Origin of the sequence: Gramella sp. MT6, from assembly GCF_019357415.1 — a bacterium.
GTDB lineage: Bacteria > Bacteroidota > Bacteroidia > Flavobacteriales > Flavobacteriaceae > Christiangramia.
Genome location: NZ_CP048410.1, coordinates 2,909,175 through 2,927,025 on the forward strand (window position 1 = coordinate 2,909,175; position 17,851 = coordinate 2,927,025).

Consider the following 17,851-nt stretch of genomic DNA (forward strand, 5'->3'; position numbering starts at 1 on the left):
AAACCTTTTATTCCTTTTTTACTCTTTTTATAGCTTTTAAATTCATATTATTTTTCAATATTCTAGGCTTCAAAGAAATACGGAATTCAAATTTTTTAAAAAAAATTATAGTTCAGAAATTTTATCAATAGGAGTTATTTTAGATAAAGGTTTTAATTAATATTATATCTGAAAAAAAGTACCAATATTAAAACATTCCTGAAGTTCAAAACCTAAATTTCTAATTCCTTGTGTATGATCTCGTGCAAATTTTCAATTGCTTTCTTATGGTTTCTTACAAATGGGTTTTTAGGATCCCATACATAACCTGCTAATACCGAGCAAATTTGTGACTTAATCTTTGGAGAAGGACTTGGATGAAAAAATATATCCTGTAATCGTCCAGTATACCATTCTTTAACATAGGTGGAAAATACTTCTACACCTTTTCTTATGAAATCTGAATATTCCGATTTCCAATCAATTTTTTCACCTTGAAGCTCCCTGTAAGCGAGCTTTGCCGCTAATAATCCTGATTCAGTAGCAAAAGCAACACCCGAGGAAAAAACAGGATCCAGGAATTCTGCTGAATTCCCGGTTAGCGCGAATCCCTTTCCATGGATATACTTTACATTTCTGGAAATGTTATTGAATCGAACCGGTTTAAACTTGAACGGATATTCATCAAACCTTCCATTGTAATAATCGGTTTTCATCAGCATATTCCTGAAATTTTCTTCAGGATCCCCATCAAACTGTTCAAACCATATGTTTGGTCCTACGAAGCCCAGACTGGAATTTCCGTTGGAGAAAGGAATGTACCAGAACCAGGTTTCTGTATCCAAAACTTCAAAAGTTATTTGTTCTCCTTCAATTCCTACAGGCCTTGATGTTTCTTCTATATGAGTAAAAATAGAGGAATGGTCATAGATCTTTGGCGGAGCTTCCAGGTCTAATTCCTTAGCCAGGACGCGGCCGTTACCGCTGGAATCAATAATAAATTTACATTTGATCTCAGCCTCTTCTGCCTGACTGTTTATTGTTTTGATCGTCCAAAGCTCATTTTTATAGGTAATGGAGATAACTTCCGTTTCAAACCTAATATCTATACCTCGTGAAATTAGATCATCTGTAAGGACCTTGTCAAATTCGGCTCTAGGTACCTGCCACGTCCAGTCCCAGCCCTCACCAAATTTTTTACTGAAATCGAATTCAGCAACCATCTCTTTTTTGATAAAACGTGCTCCGAATTTTTTCTGAAAGCCCTTTGTTTTCAGGATATTTAAAAAACCTGCTTCCTCAAAATTGTCCATACATCTGGGGATAAGGCTTTCACCAATGCTGAAGCGAGGGAACTTTTGCTTTTCAATAACTAGAACAGAAGTATCCATTTTTTCCAAATAACCCGCCGCAACGCTTCCAGATGGTCCTGCGCCGATGATCACAATATCCCTGATTTCCTTTTCCATAAAATGTAGGCTATGTTTTAGCAAACTTAAACAGAAACCGGCAATTCGAATAGTCCATTTAGTGCAAAAAAAAGCCCTAACCGGATTGTTAGGACTTTTCCTGAGATATTAGCAAGAGATTAATATTAAAATGAGCAAAGGTTGTTATAAAGAAAGACTCGATATCAAATCTGGGATCCCGCTTACGACGCCCATTATTAAGATACTAATCATACTCAAATGTAGTTTACTTGATTTGAAATATTCAGTTATCATAGAACATCTAACTTTTATTTAAAGTCTTACTGATATTGGTAAGGTTAAATTTATCTTCTCTTAAAATGAATAGGGCATAGTAGAGGTTTTTCATTAAATAATTGAGATATCAACTCTTATGATGAGCTATGTTTTCTATTAATTATACTACATTTGTTAAAAGCTTTAACAGCTACCCAAAATCTAAAATACTTGCAGAAAAGGTATATGCTGAATCTAGATAATGCCCTTGACTTTAAAAATTTTTACCAGGTTCTATTTGATAATGAAGAGATTGAACTAGGTGATAGCGCACAAGAAAGACTTGAAAACAGTTATAATTTCCTGAGGGATTTTTCCAAAAACAAGATCATTTACGGGGTTAATACAGGCTTTGGGCCAATGGCTCAGTACAGGGTTAATGATGACGATAAGATCAAATTACAACTTAATCTTATAAGAAGTCATTCTACTGGAGCTGGAGCTGTCATGCAACCGCTTTATGTAAAGGCTCTTATGCTTGCCCGGCTAAATACCTTGTGTTTAGGGAAATCTGGTATCCATATTTCGATAGCGAGAACTCTTATAGAATTAATTAATAAGAATGTAACTCCGGTGATCTTCGAACATGGTGGAGTTGGAGCATCTGGAGACCTTGTGCAGCTTGCCCATCTTGCCTTGGTGCTTATTGGCGAAGGGGAAGTGATTTATGAAAGTGAAAGAGCAAAAACCAGTGATGTTTTTCAGAAATTAGATATTCCACCTGCCGAAATTAAAATAAGAGAAGGTCTGGCCGTGATGAACGGAACCTCGGCTATGACGGGAATAGGAATTGTAAATCTTATTTACTCAAAACGCCTGCTTAACTGGTCAATCTTTTGTAGCTCGGTCATCAATGAGATCGTAGAAGCTTATGACGATCACCTTTCTAAGGAACTTAATTCTTCTAAGCTTCATAAAGGTCAGCAGAAGATTGCTGAAAATATGAGGAAGCACCTCAAGGATTCAAAGCTTACCCGCGACCGTAACGATCATCTATATGCCAATGGCGCAGACAGGAATACTTTTTTTAAGGAAAAGGTGCAGGAGTATTATAGTTTGAGATGTGTACCGCAAATTTTAGGACCGGTTTCAGATACATTGGAAAACTCATTGAAGATCCTAATTGAAGAAGTGAACTCTGCCAACGATAATCCTATTATTGATGTAGAGACAGAGCATGTCTATCACGGCGGAAACTTTCATGGAGATTACGTATCTCTTGAAATGGATAAATTACGCCTGGCTGTGACCAAAACGTCTATGCTGGCGGAAAGACAGCTGAATTATTTACTGAATTCCAAGCTTAATGAAATCTTACCACCCTTTGTGAATATGGGGAAACTGGGGCTAAATTTCGGAATGCAGGGCGCACAGTTTACCGCGGTTTCCACTACGGCCGAGAACCAGATGCTTTCCAATTCTATGTATGTTCACAGTATTCCCAATAATAATGATAATCAGGATATTGTGAGTATGGGAGCAAATTCTGCTAATATGACCAGGAAGGTTATAGATAATAGTTTCGAGGTTGTTTCAACAGAGCTGGCTACGATCATACAGGCTCTTTATTACCTGGATTTTGACGACAGATTATCCTCTGCGACCAGATCTAAATTAGGAGTTCTAAGAGAAATTATTCCGCAGATAAAGGAGGACAGGCCGCTATATGAGGAAATTAAAGATTTAAAAGAATATTTAAAGAATAACGAAGCCTACTAATTATGAAGTACGCATTGGTGACCGGAGGATCAAGAGGAATAGGAAAGGCGGTTTGTCTAAAGATCGCATCAGATCTAAAATATAATATCTTACTCAATTATAATTCGAATACAGAAGCTGCTGAGGAAATCCGTGCTGAAATCGAGGGTTTGGGAGTAAAGTGTGAGATTCTGAAATTCGATGTAACGAATGCTGATGCTGTTCAAAGCTCCATTGAAGAATGGAAATCTGAAAATCCTGATTCTAAAATTGAGATCCTGGTGAACAATGCGGGAATTACTAAAGACGGTTTGTTCATTTTTACCAGTAAAGAATCATGGAAATCGGTGATAGATACCAGTTTAAATGGATTCTATAATGTAACTCAAGCTGTGTTGAAGGATATGCTAAGAAGCAGGTACGGCCGGGTAATCAATATAGTTTCACTTTCAGGATTAAAAGGCAATCCCGGGCAGGTAAATTATTCAGCTGCTAAGGGAGCTGTAATCGCTGCTACCAAAGCCTTAGCTCAGGAGATTGGAAAACGTAAAGTCACGGTAAATGCAGTTGCTCCCGGATTTATTCAATCTGATATGACCAAAGACTTCAATGAGGAAGAATTTAAAAAACTCATTCCTCTAAATAGATTTGGAGAAGCTGAAGAAGTAGCAGAACTGGTTAGTTTTCTGGCTTCAGATAGATCTTCTTATATCACCGGAGAGGTGATAAATATAAATGGTGGATTATACTCCTAGAGTTATGGCAACCTGGAAAGGAAAATCTCGAGGTACTCTTTTAGGCTTCAAGATCTATGTGCAAATAATCAAAAAGACCGGATTATATTCGGCCTATTTTGTGCTTCTTTTCGTGGCCCTTTATTTTATATTCTTCTCCTTTACTTCTACAAAAAGCACCTATTATCTTTTTAGGAAAAGACTGGGATATTCACCTTTGAATTCTGCTTTTAATGTTTACCGAAGCTATTTTACATTTGGGAGGATACAGTTGGACCGGATCGCCATTACCAGCGGATTAAAACATAAATTCACCTTTGAGTTTGATGGAGTTGAACATATAGAAAACCTTTTAAAACAGAATAAAGGCGGAATTTTACTTACCGCACACATAGGTAATTTCAATCTTGCCAAACACTTTTTTGAAGAAAGACATTCAGATGCGGTGGTTAATCTTGTTATAACCGATTTTGAACACCGGCAGATCAAGAATTATCTTGAATCTGTTACCGGTACCTCAGAGGTGAAGATCATCGTCCTCAAAGAAGATCTCAGTCATATTTTTAAAATGAAGGAGGCTCTGGCGAATAATGAACTTCTGGTATTTGCCGCAGACAGGTACTTAAAACATTCAAAAACCTATAAGGCGCAGTTTCTTGGTGAGCAGGTGAAGTTTCCCCAGGGACCATTCAAACTGGCTGGCAGAAATAAGATCCCTGTGCTTTTTGTTCATTTGATGCGAGAAAAGAATTTTCACTATCATTTCTATGCTCGGCCATACAAACCTGAAAAATTCACCGCTCAGGAAATTTTAAAATATTATCTTGACGATCTTGAAAAAATGGTAAAAAAATATCCTCATCAGTGGTATAATTACTACGATTACTGGAACGATTTTAGTTAAAAATGGCAGAAAACCTTTTACATCATCCAATTACCTCGCATGAGGAGATCATAAACCTTATTCCGCAAAAAGAACCTTTTGTTTTTGTTGATACTCTTTTTGAATATACTTCGCTAACAGGTGTTACAGGTTTTACCGTTCCCGAAAAGAATGTATTGCTTGACGGAAATAAACTTGCGGAAAGCGGTTTGATTGAACATATGGCCCAAAGCATGTCCCTTCATAGAGGTTACCAGGGGTCTTTGAGTGGACAAACAAAACCTAAAACCGGATTCATAGGAGTTATCAAAACCGTTGAAATATTTGCTTTGCCAGAAGTTGGAGAAAAGCTGAAAACATACGTTCAGATACTTCATGAGATCATGAATGTAACGTCAGTTTCAGCCAGGACCGAGAATGAAAGGGGAGTGGTAATCGCGACTTCAGAAATGAAAACCGTAACGGTAGAATGAGCCAGGAGGATTTGAAGACTACTACATTGATGAAAGTCCGTTTTCACGAATGTGATCCTTTGCAGATCGTATGGCACGGCAATTATTATAAATATTTTGAGGAGGGCAGGGAAGATTTCTGTAGAGATCATGGTATTTCCTATCTGGATGCTAAAAGAAATGGATTTGCCACGCCCATAGTTAAAACGGAATGTGAGCATAAACTTCCTTTAAAATATGGCGACGAATTTGACGTGGAAACTACCTATGTGAATTCTGAAGCTGCCAAGATCATCTTTGAGTATAAGATCTTTTCTTCTGGAAAACTGATCTGTACCGGTAAAACCATTCAGGTATTTACCGATAAAAATTCTGAATTGGTACTCAACAATCCACCGTTTTTCTTAGATTGGAAAATGAAAATGGGATTGATTAAATGAGCAGGAACTACCTATTAAGTGATTCAATAATTTCTCCGATCGGCTTTAGCACAAAAGAAAACCTTGCGGCTATTCTTAGATCAGAATCAGCGTTAAAATTACATGAGAATCCAAGATTTTTTGAGCATGGTTTTTATGCCGGATTGCTCGAAGAATCAATAATAGATGAGAGATTTAGCAAAATTGGAGATCCTAACGCTTATACCAAGTTAGAAAAAATGCTCATCCTGGCCGTTCAACAAGTACTTGATGATAATCCAGATCTTGACCTTAGAAATACGGGTTTAATCATATCAACAACTAAAGGTAATATAGATCAGTTAGGGAAAAACGATTTTCCGGCGGTAAGGCTTAAACTCTGGAAAATGGCTGAAGTTATCACTGATTTCTTCGGAATAAAAACAAAACCCATAGTGGTCTCTAACGCTTGTATATCTGGCGCTTTGGCTATTAAGACAGCTAATGATCTTATTGAGAGCGGAAGGTTTTCAAATACAATTGTCGCTGGCGGGGACCTGGTCTCAGAATTTGTGTTATCTGGTTTTCAATCCTTTCAGGCGATTAGTCCGGAACCATGCCGGCCTTTTTCCAACGACAGGCAGGGAGTAAGCCTCGGGGAAGCAGCAGCAGCTGTTTTAATAGGTCCAGGTAATTCAGAAACTCCTGAAAAAGTAGCGTATCTAGATGCTACAACGGCAAATGATGCAAATCATATTTCAGGACCCAGCAGGACCGGCGAAGGTTTGTATCAAAGTATTTCCCGATTGCTTCATAACAACAATATAGATCCCAGCCAAATAGACTACCTCTCGGCACATGGGACTGCTACCATTTACAACGATGAGATGGAAGCCATCGCTTTTTCCCGGGCCGGTTTGAATAAAACACCTGTGAATAGTTTTAAAGGTTTTTATGGCCATACTTTGGGAACCTCGGCCTTAATTGAGAGTATTCTTACAAGGCATAGCCTGTTGGATAATAAACTGTATAATTCCCTGAATTTTACCAAATCAGGGGTTTCAAGAGAATTGAATATTATTCAGGAAAATGAGGATAAAGAGTTGAAACTGGCGCTAAAAACTGCTTCTGGTTTTGGAGGTTGTAACCTGGCTATGCTTTTAAAAAAGGAAACTATATGAGTCAGGATCTTTTTATACAGAGCTCTATAACCATAAGGAACTCCAAAATTTGGAAAAATGGAGATCTTATTTTTGGGAAGGAAAATGAAATTGATCTATCCAAATTTCTGAAGACGATTTACAGGCATGCTAATCTGAAATATCCCAAATTCTTTAAGATGGACAGCCTTTCCAAACTAGGATATTTGGGAACAGAAATTTTAACAAGCGGGAATATTAGTAATAAGGAAACTGCCCTTGTATTTGCCAACTCGGCCTCAAGTCTTGACACCGATGAAGCATATGCCGAAACAATGCAGGATTTTCCATCTCCTTCGCTGTTCGTTTATACTTTACCCAATATTATGCTGGGAGAAATAAGTATAAGACATCAGCTAAATTCTGAGAACGTCTTTTTTGTATCCCGGGAGTTTGATCCTTCCCTGTTTATTGATTATTGTAAGGCCCTATTTTATCAGAAAAAAGTTGATAATGTGCTTTGTGGCTGGGTGGACTTGCACAATAACGATTATGATGTATTTTTGTGGCAAATTGCTCTTAGCGGCGGAACAGAGTTTAACGAAGAGGAGCTAAAGAAATTATACTTACCTACACATGAGTGACCTGCATACCGAATTAAAAAAAAGCATTATAGAACAACTCAACCTCGAGGATATGGAGGCGAGTGAAATAGAGAATGATGAACACCTTTTTGGTGATGGTCTTGGGCTGGATAGCATTGATGCTTTAGAGCTTATTGTGCTTTTGGAAAAGGATTATGGGATTAAACTTACAGACCCGAACCAGGGCAAAGAGATCTTTAATTCTATAAATACGATGGCAGATTTTATCGAGAAAAACAGGACACGCTAATCTATGAGAGGCGTAGCCGTTACCGGAATGGGGCTTGTTTCCGCTATTGGGAATAATATCGACGAGGCCCATAGATCACTGAGAAACGGTAATGACGGAATTAGTTTGCCTGAAATCCTTACAACTAATTTGAATGATCTTCCCGTAGGAGAGATCAAACTGAGTAATTCCCAACTAACCAAAATACTTGAGTTACCAAAGGATCATTCCTATACTCGTGCAGCTATGCTTGGGACTCTAGCTATTAATGAATTGCTTTCGAATAGTAATTTTGACCAGTTTCCGGAAGATACTGGATTTATTTCAGGCACCAGTATTGGAGGAATAGATATGACTGAAGAGCATTTTTCTGATTTTATCGATAAACCTGAAATTCGTAAATATATACAGGCGCAGCATCCAGGTTATACTACAGAGAAGATCGCGGAATATTTTAACTTAAAAGGAGTGATAACCACCATTAGTACTGCCTGTTCATCCTCTGCGAATGCCATCATGATGGGAGCACGAATGATTGAATCCGGAAAGTTGAAAAGAGTTATTGTAGGTGGTAGTGATTGTTTGACCAGGTTTACTTTGAACGGTTTCAATTCTTTAAAGATCCTTTCCCAGGAAAAGAACAAACCTTTCGACGAGGACCGTGAAGGTTTAAATCTCGGGGAAGCCGCGGCTTATTTAATGCTTGAAGCTGATGAGCTTGTAGGAGAGAAAGAAATTCTGGGACGGGTTTCTGGTTATGGCAATGCTAATGATGCGTTTCATCAAACCGCATCATCTGAAAATGGAGAAGGAGCATACCAGGCCATTTCGCAAGCTTTGAAGAAAGCTGAAATAGCAGGTTCAGAAATAGACTATATAAACGCTCACGGAACCGGCACTGTAAATAATGATCTTTCGGAAAGCGTGGCTTTAAAGAGGGTTTTTCATGATACTGTTCCAGAATTCAGTTCTACCAAGGCTTTTACAGGTCATACGCTTGGAGCCGCAGGTGCGGTAGAGGCGATCTTCAGTTTATTGGCGATCCAGAATAATGAAATATATCCCAATCTGAATTTTAATTCCGAGATGTCGGAAACCAGCTTGAAGCCGGTAACTCAAATTCAGAAAAAGGAGATCAGGACAGTGCTTTCTAATTCCTTCGGCTTTGGCGGAAATTGCACATCTTTAATATTTCAGAAAGATGAGTAGGCTTTTTATTAATGGAATATCATCTGTTTCCCCACAATCTGAAGATATCTTTGCGAATGAAATTCCGCAGACCTATAGTGAAAATATACTTCCTTCTTTAGATGTAGATTATAAATCGCTGATAAAACCCATGATGCTTAGGCGTATGTCCAAGGCGGTAAAAATGGGGCTTTATTGTTCAAAGAAAGCATTAAAACAGGCAGGTGTAGATGATCCAGACGCTATTTTGGTGGGTACCGGCCAGGGTTGTATGCAGGATACAGAAAAATTCATGACCAATATGCTGGAATCTGAAGAAGGTCTTTTGAGCCCAACTTCCTTTATTCAATCCACACATAATACCGTTGCTGGACAGATTGCCCTGGATCTTAAATGCAATGGACATAACATGACTTTTACGCAGAATTCCGCTTCTTTTGAAAGTGCTCTCTTGGATGCCATTTTGATAAGTGAAATGGGAGAAATTAGAAACATCCTGGTAGGTGGGGTAGATGAGACATCCACCCAATTTACCGGTTTCCAAAGACTGGACGGGCAGATAAAAGAAAAGAATATCAATAATTTTGATCTTTTTTCAACTATAAGTCCTGGTACAATTATATCTGAATCTGCAGCATTCTTTTCCCTAAGTTCAGAAATTAATGAAAATACCTATGCTGAATTTAAGGATGTGCAAATTATAAATTCAGTTGATTCAACTGAATTGAATTCAAAAATCGAAGAATTTCTTTCTAGAAATGATACTGATCTTTCAGAGATCGATGCAGTAATACTTGGAAAAAATGGAGATCATAGATTTGACCATTTTTATGAAGATCTACAGCAAGGTATGTTTTTAGAAAAATGTCAGTTAGGCTTTAAACATCTGGTAGGAGATAATAATTCGATTTCTTCATATGCATTCTGGCTTGCCTCTAGAATCCTGAAAGAAAAGAAGCTTCCGGAGATTTTTAAATTGAATACTTTAAATTGCAAAGTCCCCAGGAAGGTTTTGATCTATAATCAATATCTGGGGAGAAACCACGGTCTAATTCTTTTACAAAGCCATTGATCTATAAACTGATTAAAATCCTCTTCGCAATTGCTGTAATTACTTCAGTTGCTTTTTATTACCTTAATGGTTGGCCGCTATGGCCGGTTATTGTCATCTTGCTTGTGTATATCATAATAATTCTGGTACTGTCAACCAATGTACAGTTGAATTTTTTTGTCGAAGCTTATCACAAAAATCCAAATTTTAATGAGAATGCGGTTGCGTTAAGTTTTGATGATGGCCCTGCAGAAAGCACCCTGGAAATCCTTGAAATTCTGGATAGGTATAATGCTAAAGCTGCCTTCTTTTGTATTGGAAGAAATATTGAGAAACATCCTGAAATCTTTAAAGAGATCATAGATCGGGGTCATATCGTGGGAAATCATACTTTCTCGCATACAAGGAAAATGGGGTTTCTTAGCAGTAAAACTATTCAGCAAGAAATCGAGCAATGCGATACGATCGCTAAGCAGATCGGCGGAGTAGATCTTAACCTTTTCAGGCCGCCATTTGGTATCATAAACCCGAAAACTAAAAGAGCCCTCGAAAAGACGGGACATAAAGTAATAGGTTGGAATATTAGGCCCTACGACGCGATCACAAAATCTCCTGAAAAGATCATCCAAAGGATCACTAAAGATCTGAATAAAGGTGATCTTATACTTTTACATGATAATATGCCTAAAACGTCAGTCATATTGGAACAATTATTGGTTATTCTAAAACAACGTAAATTAAGAACCGTAAGACCTGATAAATTATTTAATATTCATGCGTATAATTAAACTTTTCATTTTCCTTTTTAGCCTGAGCATGCTATCCCAAAATGGCACCTTAAGCAATTCAGAAAAGCAGGCGTTTAAAGCCAGTGTGATTGAAAGATCTAACGATATAAACAGTTTTTCTGCAGAATTCTCACAGGTTAAGCATATGAAAATGATGGATGGAAATCCTGAAAGTCAGGGCAAGGTCTATTACAGGTCTCCAAATACCTTAAAATGGGAATATATCAAGCCTTACGATTACCAGTTACTGTTTAAGGACTCAAAACTTTATATCGTAGAAGAAGGCCATTTATCTGAAGTTGATCTTAGTTCTAATAAACTGTTTGATAAGATGGGTGAATTGGTAGCCGGAAGCGTAAATGGTAAGATTCTTATGGCCGATAAGGATTTTGATATTACCTATCACCATGCCGGTCCCAACGTAAAGGCACTTATTATTCCTAAAGATCAAAATCTTCGCGGAATGTTCAAAGAGATATGGATCAATTTCAATGCAGAGCATCTAATTAGATCTGTGAGACTTATTGACCCTTCTGGAGATTATACCGAAATTTCCATGAAGAATATAAAAATTAATCAGCCTATTCCTCCTTCAGTTTTTCAAAACTAAAGTATCTTGCCTTCACGAAAAACTAACTATGATTTTAGAAGGATTTTATAAAGTATCCAATACATCTGTCGCAGGAGACGCTGCGGTCACTACCCTGAGAGTTAATAAGGACCATGAGATCTATAAAGGTCATTTTCCTGGAAGGCCGGTGACTCCGGGAGTTGTTCTAATGCAACTTTTTAAAGAAGAAGCCGAGCGGATATTTGATAAGAACCTGCAGTTAGTGCGTGCCGATAACGTGAAATTCACTGCTGTTTTTGATCCTACTCAGGATGATGAACTTATACTCGATTCTCAACTCACTGAAACCGGTGAATTCATCAAACTTAAAGGCTTAGCTAAGAATAAGAGCGGTATTGTGTTAAAAATTAACTCCTTATATAAAACGATCTAAAACTTCATTTCGGTTATGTTGCTCTCTGAATAAATAATACTTTTGCAGTAAATGATTTCAGAGTGAAAAAAGAGCCTGTTTTTCAAAGCAGATTTGAAGATCTTAATTGTTGCGTTATTGTCCCTACCTACAATAATGCCCATTCACTTGAGCATTTTTTAACTGATCTAAAGCTTTATACAAACAGGATCATAATCATAAATGACGGATCTACAGATGGTACTTCCCAGATCCTGGAAAAGCACCCAGATTTTCATCAAAGGAAGCATCTAGAAAATAAAGGCAAAGGCATGGCCCTGAAGACCGGGTTTATGTTTGCTGAAGAGTTGGGTTATGATTACGCGATTACCATAGATTCTGATGGCCAGCATTATCCTGATGACCTGGATGTTTTTTTAACCGAACTTGAATCCAGACAAGCAGAAGATCCCGAACTTTTACTTGTTGGTGACCGAAATATGGGGCGGGATGGAATACCGGGAAAGAGTAGTAAAGGAAACAGGTTTTCAAACTTCTGGTTTCTTGTGGTTACTGGTATAGAGCTTCATGACACTCAAAGCGGATATAGATTATATCCCATAAAGCTTTTTAACTCCCTAAAACTTATTACTTGGAAATTCGAATTAGAGATCGAGGTACTGGTTAAAGCTGCATGGAAAAAGGCAGAAGTAAAGAACATCCCTATCAAGGTATTATATCAAGAAGGGGAAAGGGTTACTCATTTCAGGCCTTTCTGGGATATTGTAAGGATCGTTCTTCTTTATATGTGGTTTGTACTGGTGAGTTTCTTCTATATTCACCCTCGAAATAAATACCAGGATTTTAAGAATAAAGGTTTCAAGAGGTTCTGGAAAGAAGACATTATCAAAAGTCAGGAACCGCCGCACAAAAAGGCTGCTGCGATCGCTTTAGGCATTTTCGTTGGAATATCACCGTTTTGGGGAATCCATACTTTACTGGTCTTTACTCTGGCGGCTGTTTTCAAATTAAATAAGGTTATAGCCTTCTTATTCTCGAATATTAGTATACCGCCTTTAATTCCATTTATTGTTTACGCAAGTTACCAGGCTGGATCTTTAATTACCGGGAAAGGTTTTGACTGGGAACTTAAACTTCAAAAATTCGATACTGGCGCCGATGTTTTCCTTGGCTTATGGCAATATATAATGGGTAGTTTTGCCCTTGCAATTGTCATGGCGATAAGCCTGTGGATTGTATTTTATTTTTTATTTTCGGTCTTTAACCAAAAGCAGGTGGTGAAACCTTAATGCACAAAGCTTTCTACAATATTCACAAATATTTGAAGAACCACAAGATCATTGGTTTTTCAATACTGTTTTTGTACACCCTTATCATTTCATTTTTTGCATGGAATATCGACCTGGAGGAAGATATAACCAAGCTCATTCCTGGAGGGGACAGGCAGGTATTGCTAAAAAAGATATTGAAAGAAGCAGATTTTTCAGATAAACTGATCGTAAGTATTTCGGCAGAATCAGAAAATGTTAGCCCGGATTCACTGGTTATTTATGCTAATGAATTTACTCGCATATTAGAAAAAGATTATTCAGATTATATTCTGGAGATCAAGGGTAAAGTTCCCGAAAAGGACCTGAAGGAGATATATAATTTTGTTCATGAAAATCTACCCATTTTTCTGAATGAACAGGATTATAAGGTAATTGAGACCAGGTTGTATCAGGATAGTATTAAAGATCGGTTAGCATCAGGATATAGACAGCTTATGTCTCCCACCGGTTTCGTAACCAAAGATTACTTCTTAAGTGATCCCTTGAATTTTACAAATCTGGGGCTGGAAAAACTACAGGAATTACAGGTTGGAGATAATTTTAGTATTTATAAGAATTACCTAATTACAAAAGACAGGCAACATATAATCCTGTTTTTAGATCCTGCTTTTCCGGCTTCGGAAACCAACAGGAATGAAAAATTTATCAATTCGTTAGAGTCGACTGTTGTAAATCTGAATGAGATTTATCCCTCTGTGGAAGCCAGTTACTTCGGCGGTGTGCTTTATTCTTTGGCAAATGCGAACCGTATAAGAAAAGATATTCAGCTAACCATGGGGATCGCAGTTAGCCTGCTGTTGATCCTGCTTATATTTTTCTACAGGAAGATATATGTTCCACTCTTGTTGTTTTTACCAAGTCTGCTCGCCGGCGTCACAGCTATTGCGGTCCTTAGTATTTTTAAAGGAAGTGTTTCTGCTATCTCACTTGGAATAGGAGCGATATTAATAGGCGTAACCCTCGATTATGCTTTACATATTTTAACGCATTTTAGAAATAACCGGGATACAGAAAATCTGTATCTGGATATTACTAAACCTGTTCTTATGAGCAGTGTTACTACGGCAATAGCTTTTCTTTGTCTAATCTTTGTAAGAAGTGAAGCGCTTAATGATCTTGGTGTTTTCGCGGCTGTTAGCGTGTTGCTTTCTTCTGTTTTTGCTTTGATCCTGATTCCGCTATTTTATGATCCGGGTTCAACAGATGTTGAAAAAACGACCTTCCTGGACAGGATCGCGGCCATAGATTATTCAAGAGTAAAACCTTTAGTGATCGGTGTAATGGCGGTCTTTGTCATTTCATTATTCTTTTTCAACAAAGTAGAATTCAATAGCGATCTTTCAAAATTGAATTATCAGCCGGAGAAGATCAGGGAACTGGAAGAAAAGGTTGAAGGCCTTGCCGGAAGATCAGGTAAGAGCGTTTACATGGTTACCTATGGGAATACTGTTGATGAAGCGCTTCAACAAAATAATAAGTTATATCAGCAGCTTCGGGAATTTGAGAGCGAAGGTTTTATTCAGAATTTCAGCAGTATAGGCGGAGTGATCTCATCTACCACGACCCAAGCCGCAAGGATAGAGAACTGGGATTCTTTCTGGACGCCATCTAAAAAGGATAGTTTAAAAAGAGATCTTTTAAATACTTCTTCAGGATATGGTTTCAGGCCCCAGACCTTCAAAAGGTTCTATGATCAGCTTGATAAAGATTTTGAAACGATCGGTTTAAACGATTATAAGAGAGCAGGATCTTTATATCTGGATGATTTTATATCAGAAGGAGAAGACATCGCCACAGTAACAAGTACGGTGAGCCTGCCAGAAGAGAATGCAGACCAGTTTGTGTCTTATTATAAAGATGAACAGGGGGTTTTTGCTTTAGACCGCAAGGCAATGAACCAGAATTTTCTTGGAAACCTTAAGGACGACTTTAATAAGCTTATTTTGATATCGGTGCTGGCGGTATTTCTGGTGCTGTTAATTTCATACCGAAATCTTGAAATTAGCCTTTTTACCTTATTGCCAATTGCAGTTACCTGGATTTGCGCCCTGGGGATCATGGCGTTACTGGACATTGAATTCAATATTTTAAATATCATTATTTCCACCTTTATATTTGGTTTAGGACTGGATTACAGCATTTTCATTACTAATGCAAGTCTTAATGAATATGAGACGGGAAAAAATGAATTGAAGACCTACCAGACTTCCATACTTATTTCGGTGATAACAACATTACTGGGAATGGGAGCGCTCATTTTCGCGCAGCATCCCGCTTTGAAATCGGTTTCCATTGTATCGATAATTGGAGTGATTACAGCGGTTTCCGTAAGTTTTGTTCTGCAAAGAGCTATTTTTAGAAAATTGATCTTGAACAGAGCTGAAAGTGGAAAATCACCATTTTATTTAAGACAGTTGGGAGATTTTAAAGGTAGTATCACTGGAACCGAAAGTGAAAAATTATATCGAAAACGTGCTGTTCTGGATAACTACAGGTATAGATCTGTGTATTCACAAGTGCGAAAAAGATTCAGAACGATAAGGGAAAAGAATCTACGAATTAGTAATTATATAGAGAATGGAGAGAGTATCTCGGTGATAAATTCTGGTTACGGAATTATACCATTGTTTCTTTCTTATAAATTTGAAGAATCGAGTATACACGCCCTCGAAACTGATAATGAATCTTTCCAGATCTCCCGAAGCACGGCCAGGTCGAAATCTGCCGATATTTCTTTCTATAAAGAACTCAATGAATTGCCAGATACAAGGGTATATGTTGTGTACGGTAATTTTGAATCTGAAAAGGAATTAAAGGAAATTATTGGAAAAAATGCTGAAAAGGTCATTTTTGTTGATTCCGAGTTTCCAAATCGATGGTTACTAGACCTGAATTTCGAGATCATTTATCGCCAGAATAATATTCTGGTCTTAAGAAAAGCGGAATAATGAAATCGAGAATATTGCTGATATTACTGGTTTTTATAAATCTTACTGCTTGTGGAGTTAAAAAATCTATGCAGCAAAGGCCCGATGTTTCCGGTATTGAAAAAATAGATACTACAAGAATCAAACACAGCGATAGTTTCTACAGTCTTGGTGAAAATCAGCTTTACCAAAATAAACAGGGGATATGGGAACTTTACCTGGAAGGGGATGCCCTGGAAAGGGGAGTTGCGAACGGCAATCTCACCAGAGAGCTTATACATCACCAGGAAATAGCATTTATGAACAAGCTCCAGGAAATGGTGCCTTCAGAAAGTTACCGTGGTTTTTTAAAGAGTGTGGTCTCTTGGTTCAATAGAAAAATGTATTTACACGTCCCTGAGGAGTACCAACAGGAGATCTACGGCGTTTCCCGATACGGTTTGAAGCGTTATGATGATTTCGCGCCAGGTTACGTTAGAATGCTTTATTTTCATGGAGCTCACGATATCGGGCATGCTTTACAGGACTTGATGCTGGTTGGCTGTACTTCTTTTGCCGCATGGGATTCTAAAACTGAAGACGGACAATTAATACTTGGCCGAAATTTTGACTTTTATGCAGGGGATGAATTTGGTGATCAAAAAATTGCTGCATTTATAAATCCAGATTCAGGCCATAAATTTATGATGTATACCTGGGGAGGATTTATTGGTGCGGTGAGCGGAATGAATGAAAAAGGAATTTCCGTTACTATAAATGCCGGAAAATCTAAAATGCCTTTGGTTGCTAAAACTCCGATTAGTCTTTTAGCACGAGAAATTTTGCAATACGCTTCAAATACTTCTGAGGCGATTGAGATCGCAAGGAAAAGAGAGGTCTTCGTGTCTGAGTCTATTATGGTGGGCAGTGGAGATGAGCGTAAAGCGATCTTAATAGAGGTTTCTCCCGGCAATTTTGGAGTTTACGAGGTTGAAAATTCAGATAAACTAATTTGCAGCAATCACTTTCAAAGTGAGCCCTATCTGGATGATAACAGGAACCTAAAAACCATTGAAGAAAGTCATTCTAAATACAGGTATGACCGAATGCAGGAACTCATTTCTGAAACCGATAAAATTGATCCTGAAAAAGCGGTTGCAGTTTTAAGAAATATAAATGGGCTCGATGATAAGGAGATTGGTTACGGCAATGAAAAAGCTATCAACCAATTATTGGCTCATCACGGGATTGTTTTTAAACCTGAAGAGAGAAAGGTCTGGGTTTCTTCTAATCCGTACCAGATGGGTGAATTCGTCGCTTATGATCTCGATGAAGTTTTTTCAAAATTTGAGAATGGATTGGTCAACGGTTCGGTGGCAGATATTGAAAATAATATTCCTGAAAGTAATTTTATGCATACTGAAGCCTTCCGCGATTATGAAGAATTCCGAAAACTGGAAATTCAGGTAAAGCAGGATCTAGCTGAAAATAAACCAGTTTCATTGAGGGATGCAGAAAGACTTGTAAGACTGAATCCGAATTTCTGGGAAGCATGGTATTTAGCGGGGCAGGTCTATTATCAGAAAGAAAATTATAAGCAGGCGGTTATTCATTTCAAACAGGCCAAAAAGAGGGAAGTAACAACTCTTCCAGATGCAGAAATGGTTGAAAAAATGATCAGAAAAAGCTATCGAAAACTATAG

17 protein-coding genes are annotated in these 17,851 nt (G+C 37.8%); 16 read left to right on the forward strand and 1 reads right to left on the reverse strand.

Annotated features, from left to right (window positions below; all coding sequences use genetic code 11):
• Positions 1 to 212 precede the first annotated feature (212 nt).
• The gene (locus G3I01_RS13055; protein WP_219548574.1) at positions 213 to 1,448 is read right to left on the reverse strand and encodes an NAD(P)/FAD-dependent oxidoreductase; all 1,236 of its coding nucleotides are present in this window, start codon (positions 1,446 to 1,448) and stop codon (positions 213 to 215) included.
• A 462-nt stretch (positions 1,449 to 1,910) separates the two neighbouring features.
• On the opposite strand from G3I01_RS13055, the gene G3I01_RS13060 reads away from it, so the two are divergent.
• From G3I01_RS13060 to G3I01_RS13135, 16 genes are all read left to right on the forward strand, one after another.
• Complete coding sequence (locus G3I01_RS13060) at positions 1,911 to 3,443, forward strand: aromatic amino acid ammonia-lyase (RefSeq protein ID WP_219552829.1); 1,533 nt, start codon at positions 1,911 to 1,913, stop codon at positions 3,441 to 3,443.
• A 2-nt stretch (positions 3,444 to 3,445) separates the two neighbouring features.
• Positions 3,446 to 4,177 (forward strand): 3-oxoacyl-ACP reductase FabG, encoded by a 732-nt coding sequence (fabG, locus tag G3I01_RS13065; RefSeq protein ID WP_219548576.1) that lies wholly within the window; start codon positions 3,446 to 3,448, stop codon positions 4,175 to 4,177.
• A gap of 4 nt (positions 4,178 to 4,181) precedes the next feature.
• Positions 4,182 to 5,060 (forward strand): lipid A biosynthesis acyltransferase, encoded by an 879-nt coding sequence (locus tag G3I01_RS13070; RefSeq protein ID WP_219548579.1) that lies wholly within the window; start codon positions 4,182 to 4,184, stop codon positions 5,058 to 5,060.
• Positions 5,061 to 5,062: 2 nt separating this feature from the next.
• Positions 5,063 to 5,512, forward strand: coding sequence for a hypothetical protein (locus tag G3I01_RS13075; protein ID WP_219548581.1), 450 nt, complete (start codon positions 5,063 to 5,065; stop codon positions 5,510 to 5,512).
• Positions 5,509 to 5,931: a thioesterase family protein gene (locus G3I01_RS13080; protein WP_219548583.1), complete on the forward strand. Its 423-nt coding sequence runs from the start codon at positions 5,509 to 5,511 to the stop codon at positions 5,929 to 5,931. The genes G3I01_RS13075 and G3I01_RS13080 overlap by 4 nt, the downstream gene beginning before the upstream one ends.
• The gene (locus G3I01_RS13085; protein ID WP_219548584.1) at positions 5,928 to 7,070 is read left to right on the forward strand and encodes a beta-ketoacyl synthase N-terminal-like domain-containing protein; all 1,143 of its coding nucleotides are present in this window, start codon (positions 5,928 to 5,930) and stop codon (positions 7,068 to 7,070) included. The genes G3I01_RS13080 and G3I01_RS13085 overlap by 4 nt, the downstream gene beginning before the upstream one ends.
• A complete protein-coding gene (locus tag G3I01_RS13090; protein ID WP_219548586.1) occupies positions 7,067 to 7,672 on the forward strand; it encodes a 3-oxoacyl-ACP synthase in 606 nt (201 codons plus the stop codon). The genes G3I01_RS13085 and G3I01_RS13090 overlap by 4 nt, the downstream gene beginning before the upstream one ends.
• A complete protein-coding gene (locus tag G3I01_RS13095; RefSeq protein WP_219548588.1) occupies positions 7,665 to 7,922 on the forward strand; it encodes a phosphopantetheine-binding protein in 258 nt (85 codons plus the stop codon). Before G3I01_RS13090 ends, G3I01_RS13095 begins: the two co-directional genes overlap by 8 nt.
• A 3-nt stretch (positions 7,923 to 7,925) precedes the next feature.
• On the forward strand, positions 7,926 to 9,110 hold the full coding sequence (locus G3I01_RS13100; protein ID WP_219548597.1) for a beta-ketoacyl-[acyl-carrier-protein] synthase family protein: 1,185 nt from the start codon (positions 7,926 to 7,928) through the stop codon (positions 9,108 to 9,110).
• Positions 9,103 to 10,161: a beta-ketoacyl synthase N-terminal-like domain-containing protein gene (locus G3I01_RS13105; RefSeq protein ID WP_219548599.1), complete on the forward strand. Its 1,059-nt coding sequence runs from the start codon at positions 9,103 to 9,105 to the stop codon at positions 10,159 to 10,161. Before G3I01_RS13100 ends, G3I01_RS13105 begins: the two co-directional genes overlap by 8 nt.
• A 146-nt stretch (positions 10,162 to 10,307) precedes the next feature.
• Positions 10,308 to 10,928, forward strand: coding sequence for a polysaccharide deacetylase family protein (locus G3I01_RS13110; protein ID WP_257710596.1), 621 nt, complete (start codon positions 10,308 to 10,310; stop codon positions 10,926 to 10,928).
• Positions 10,915 to 11,538, forward strand: a complete 624-nt coding sequence (locus G3I01_RS13115) for an outer membrane lipoprotein carrier protein LolA (RefSeq protein ID WP_219548603.1) — start codon at positions 10,915 to 10,917, stop codon at positions 11,536 to 11,538. The genes G3I01_RS13110 and G3I01_RS13115 overlap by 14 nt, the downstream gene beginning before the upstream one ends.
• A 28-nt stretch (positions 11,539 to 11,566) precedes the next feature.
• Positions 11,567 to 11,932, forward strand: coding sequence for a hydroxymyristoyl-ACP dehydratase (locus G3I01_RS13120; protein WP_219548605.1), 366 nt, complete (start codon positions 11,567 to 11,569; stop codon positions 11,930 to 11,932).
• Between the two features lie 62 nt (positions 11,933 to 11,994).
• Positions 11,995 to 13,200, forward strand: coding sequence for a DUF2062 domain-containing protein (locus G3I01_RS13125; RefSeq protein ID WP_219548607.1), 1,206 nt, complete (start codon positions 11,995 to 11,997; stop codon positions 13,198 to 13,200).
• The gene (locus G3I01_RS13130) at positions 13,200 to 16,190 is read left to right on the forward strand and encodes an MMPL family transporter (protein ID WP_219548609.1); all 2,991 of its coding nucleotides are present in this window, start codon (positions 13,200 to 13,202) and stop codon (positions 16,188 to 16,190) included. The genes G3I01_RS13125 and G3I01_RS13130 overlap by 1 nt, the downstream gene beginning before the upstream one ends.
• Positions 16,190 to 17,851 carry a C45 family autoproteolytic acyltransferase/hydolase gene (locus G3I01_RS13135; RefSeq protein WP_219548610.1) on the forward strand — a complete coding sequence of 554 codons (1,662 nt, stop codon included), beginning with the start codon at positions 16,190 to 16,192 and terminating at the stop codon, positions 17,849 to 17,851. The genes G3I01_RS13130 and G3I01_RS13135 overlap by 1 nt, the downstream gene beginning before the upstream one ends.

Excerpts from the sequence above, each read along its gene's own strand:
- G3I01_RS13085 (WP_219548584.1), top strand. The coding sequence starts at position 5,928 with ATGAGCAGGAACTACCTATTAAGTGATTCAATAATTTCTCCGATCGGC.
- G3I01_RS13090 (WP_219548586.1), top strand. The coding sequence starts at position 7,067 with ATGAGTCAGGATCTTTTTATACAGAGCTCTATAACCATAAGGAACTCC.
- G3I01_RS13070 (WP_219548579.1), top strand. The coding sequence starts at position 4,182 with ATGGCAACCTGGAAAGGAAAATCTCGAGGTACTCTTTTAGGCTTCAAG.
- G3I01_RS13060 (WP_219552829.1), top strand. The coding sequence starts at position 1,911 with ATGCTGAATCTAGATAATGCCCTTGACTTTAAAAATTTTTACCAGGTT.
- G3I01_RS13105 (WP_219548599.1), top strand. The coding sequence starts at position 9,103 with ATGAGTAGGCTTTTTATTAATGGAATATCATCTGTTTCCCCACAATCT.
- G3I01_RS13055 (WP_219548574.1), bottom strand. The coding sequence starts at position 1,448 with ATGGAAAAGGAAATCAGGGATATTGTGATCATCGGCGCAGGACCATCT.
- G3I01_RS13095 (WP_219548588.1), top strand. The coding sequence starts at position 7,665 with ATGAGTGACCTGCATACCGAATTAAAAAAAAGCATTATAGAACAACTC.
- G3I01_RS13135 (WP_219548610.1), top strand. The coding sequence starts at position 16,190 with ATGAAATCGAGAATATTGCTGATATTACTGGTTTTTATAAATCTTACT.
- G3I01_RS13100 (WP_219548597.1), top strand. The coding sequence starts at position 7,926 with ATGAGAGGCGTAGCCGTTACCGGAATGGGGCTTGTTTCCGCTATTGGG.
- G3I01_RS13130 (WP_219548609.1), top strand. The coding sequence starts at position 13,200 with ATGCACAAAGCTTTCTACAATATTCACAAATATTTGAAGAACCACAAG.
- G3I01_RS13080 (WP_219548583.1), top strand. The coding sequence starts at position 5,509 with ATGAGCCAGGAGGATTTGAAGACTACTACATTGATGAAAGTCCGTTTT.
- G3I01_RS13115 (WP_219548603.1), top strand. The coding sequence starts at position 10,915 with ATGCGTATAATTAAACTTTTCATTTTCCTTTTTAGCCTGAGCATGCTA.
- fabG (WP_219548576.1), top strand. The coding sequence starts at position 3,446 with ATGAAGTACGCATTGGTGACCGGAGGATCAAGAGGAATAGGAAAGGCG.
- G3I01_RS13120 (WP_219548605.1), top strand. The coding sequence starts at position 11,567 with ATGATTTTAGAAGGATTTTATAAAGTATCCAATACATCTGTCGCAGGA.
- G3I01_RS13075 (WP_219548581.1), top strand. The coding sequence starts at position 5,063 with ATGGCAGAAAACCTTTTACATCATCCAATTACCTCGCATGAGGAGATC.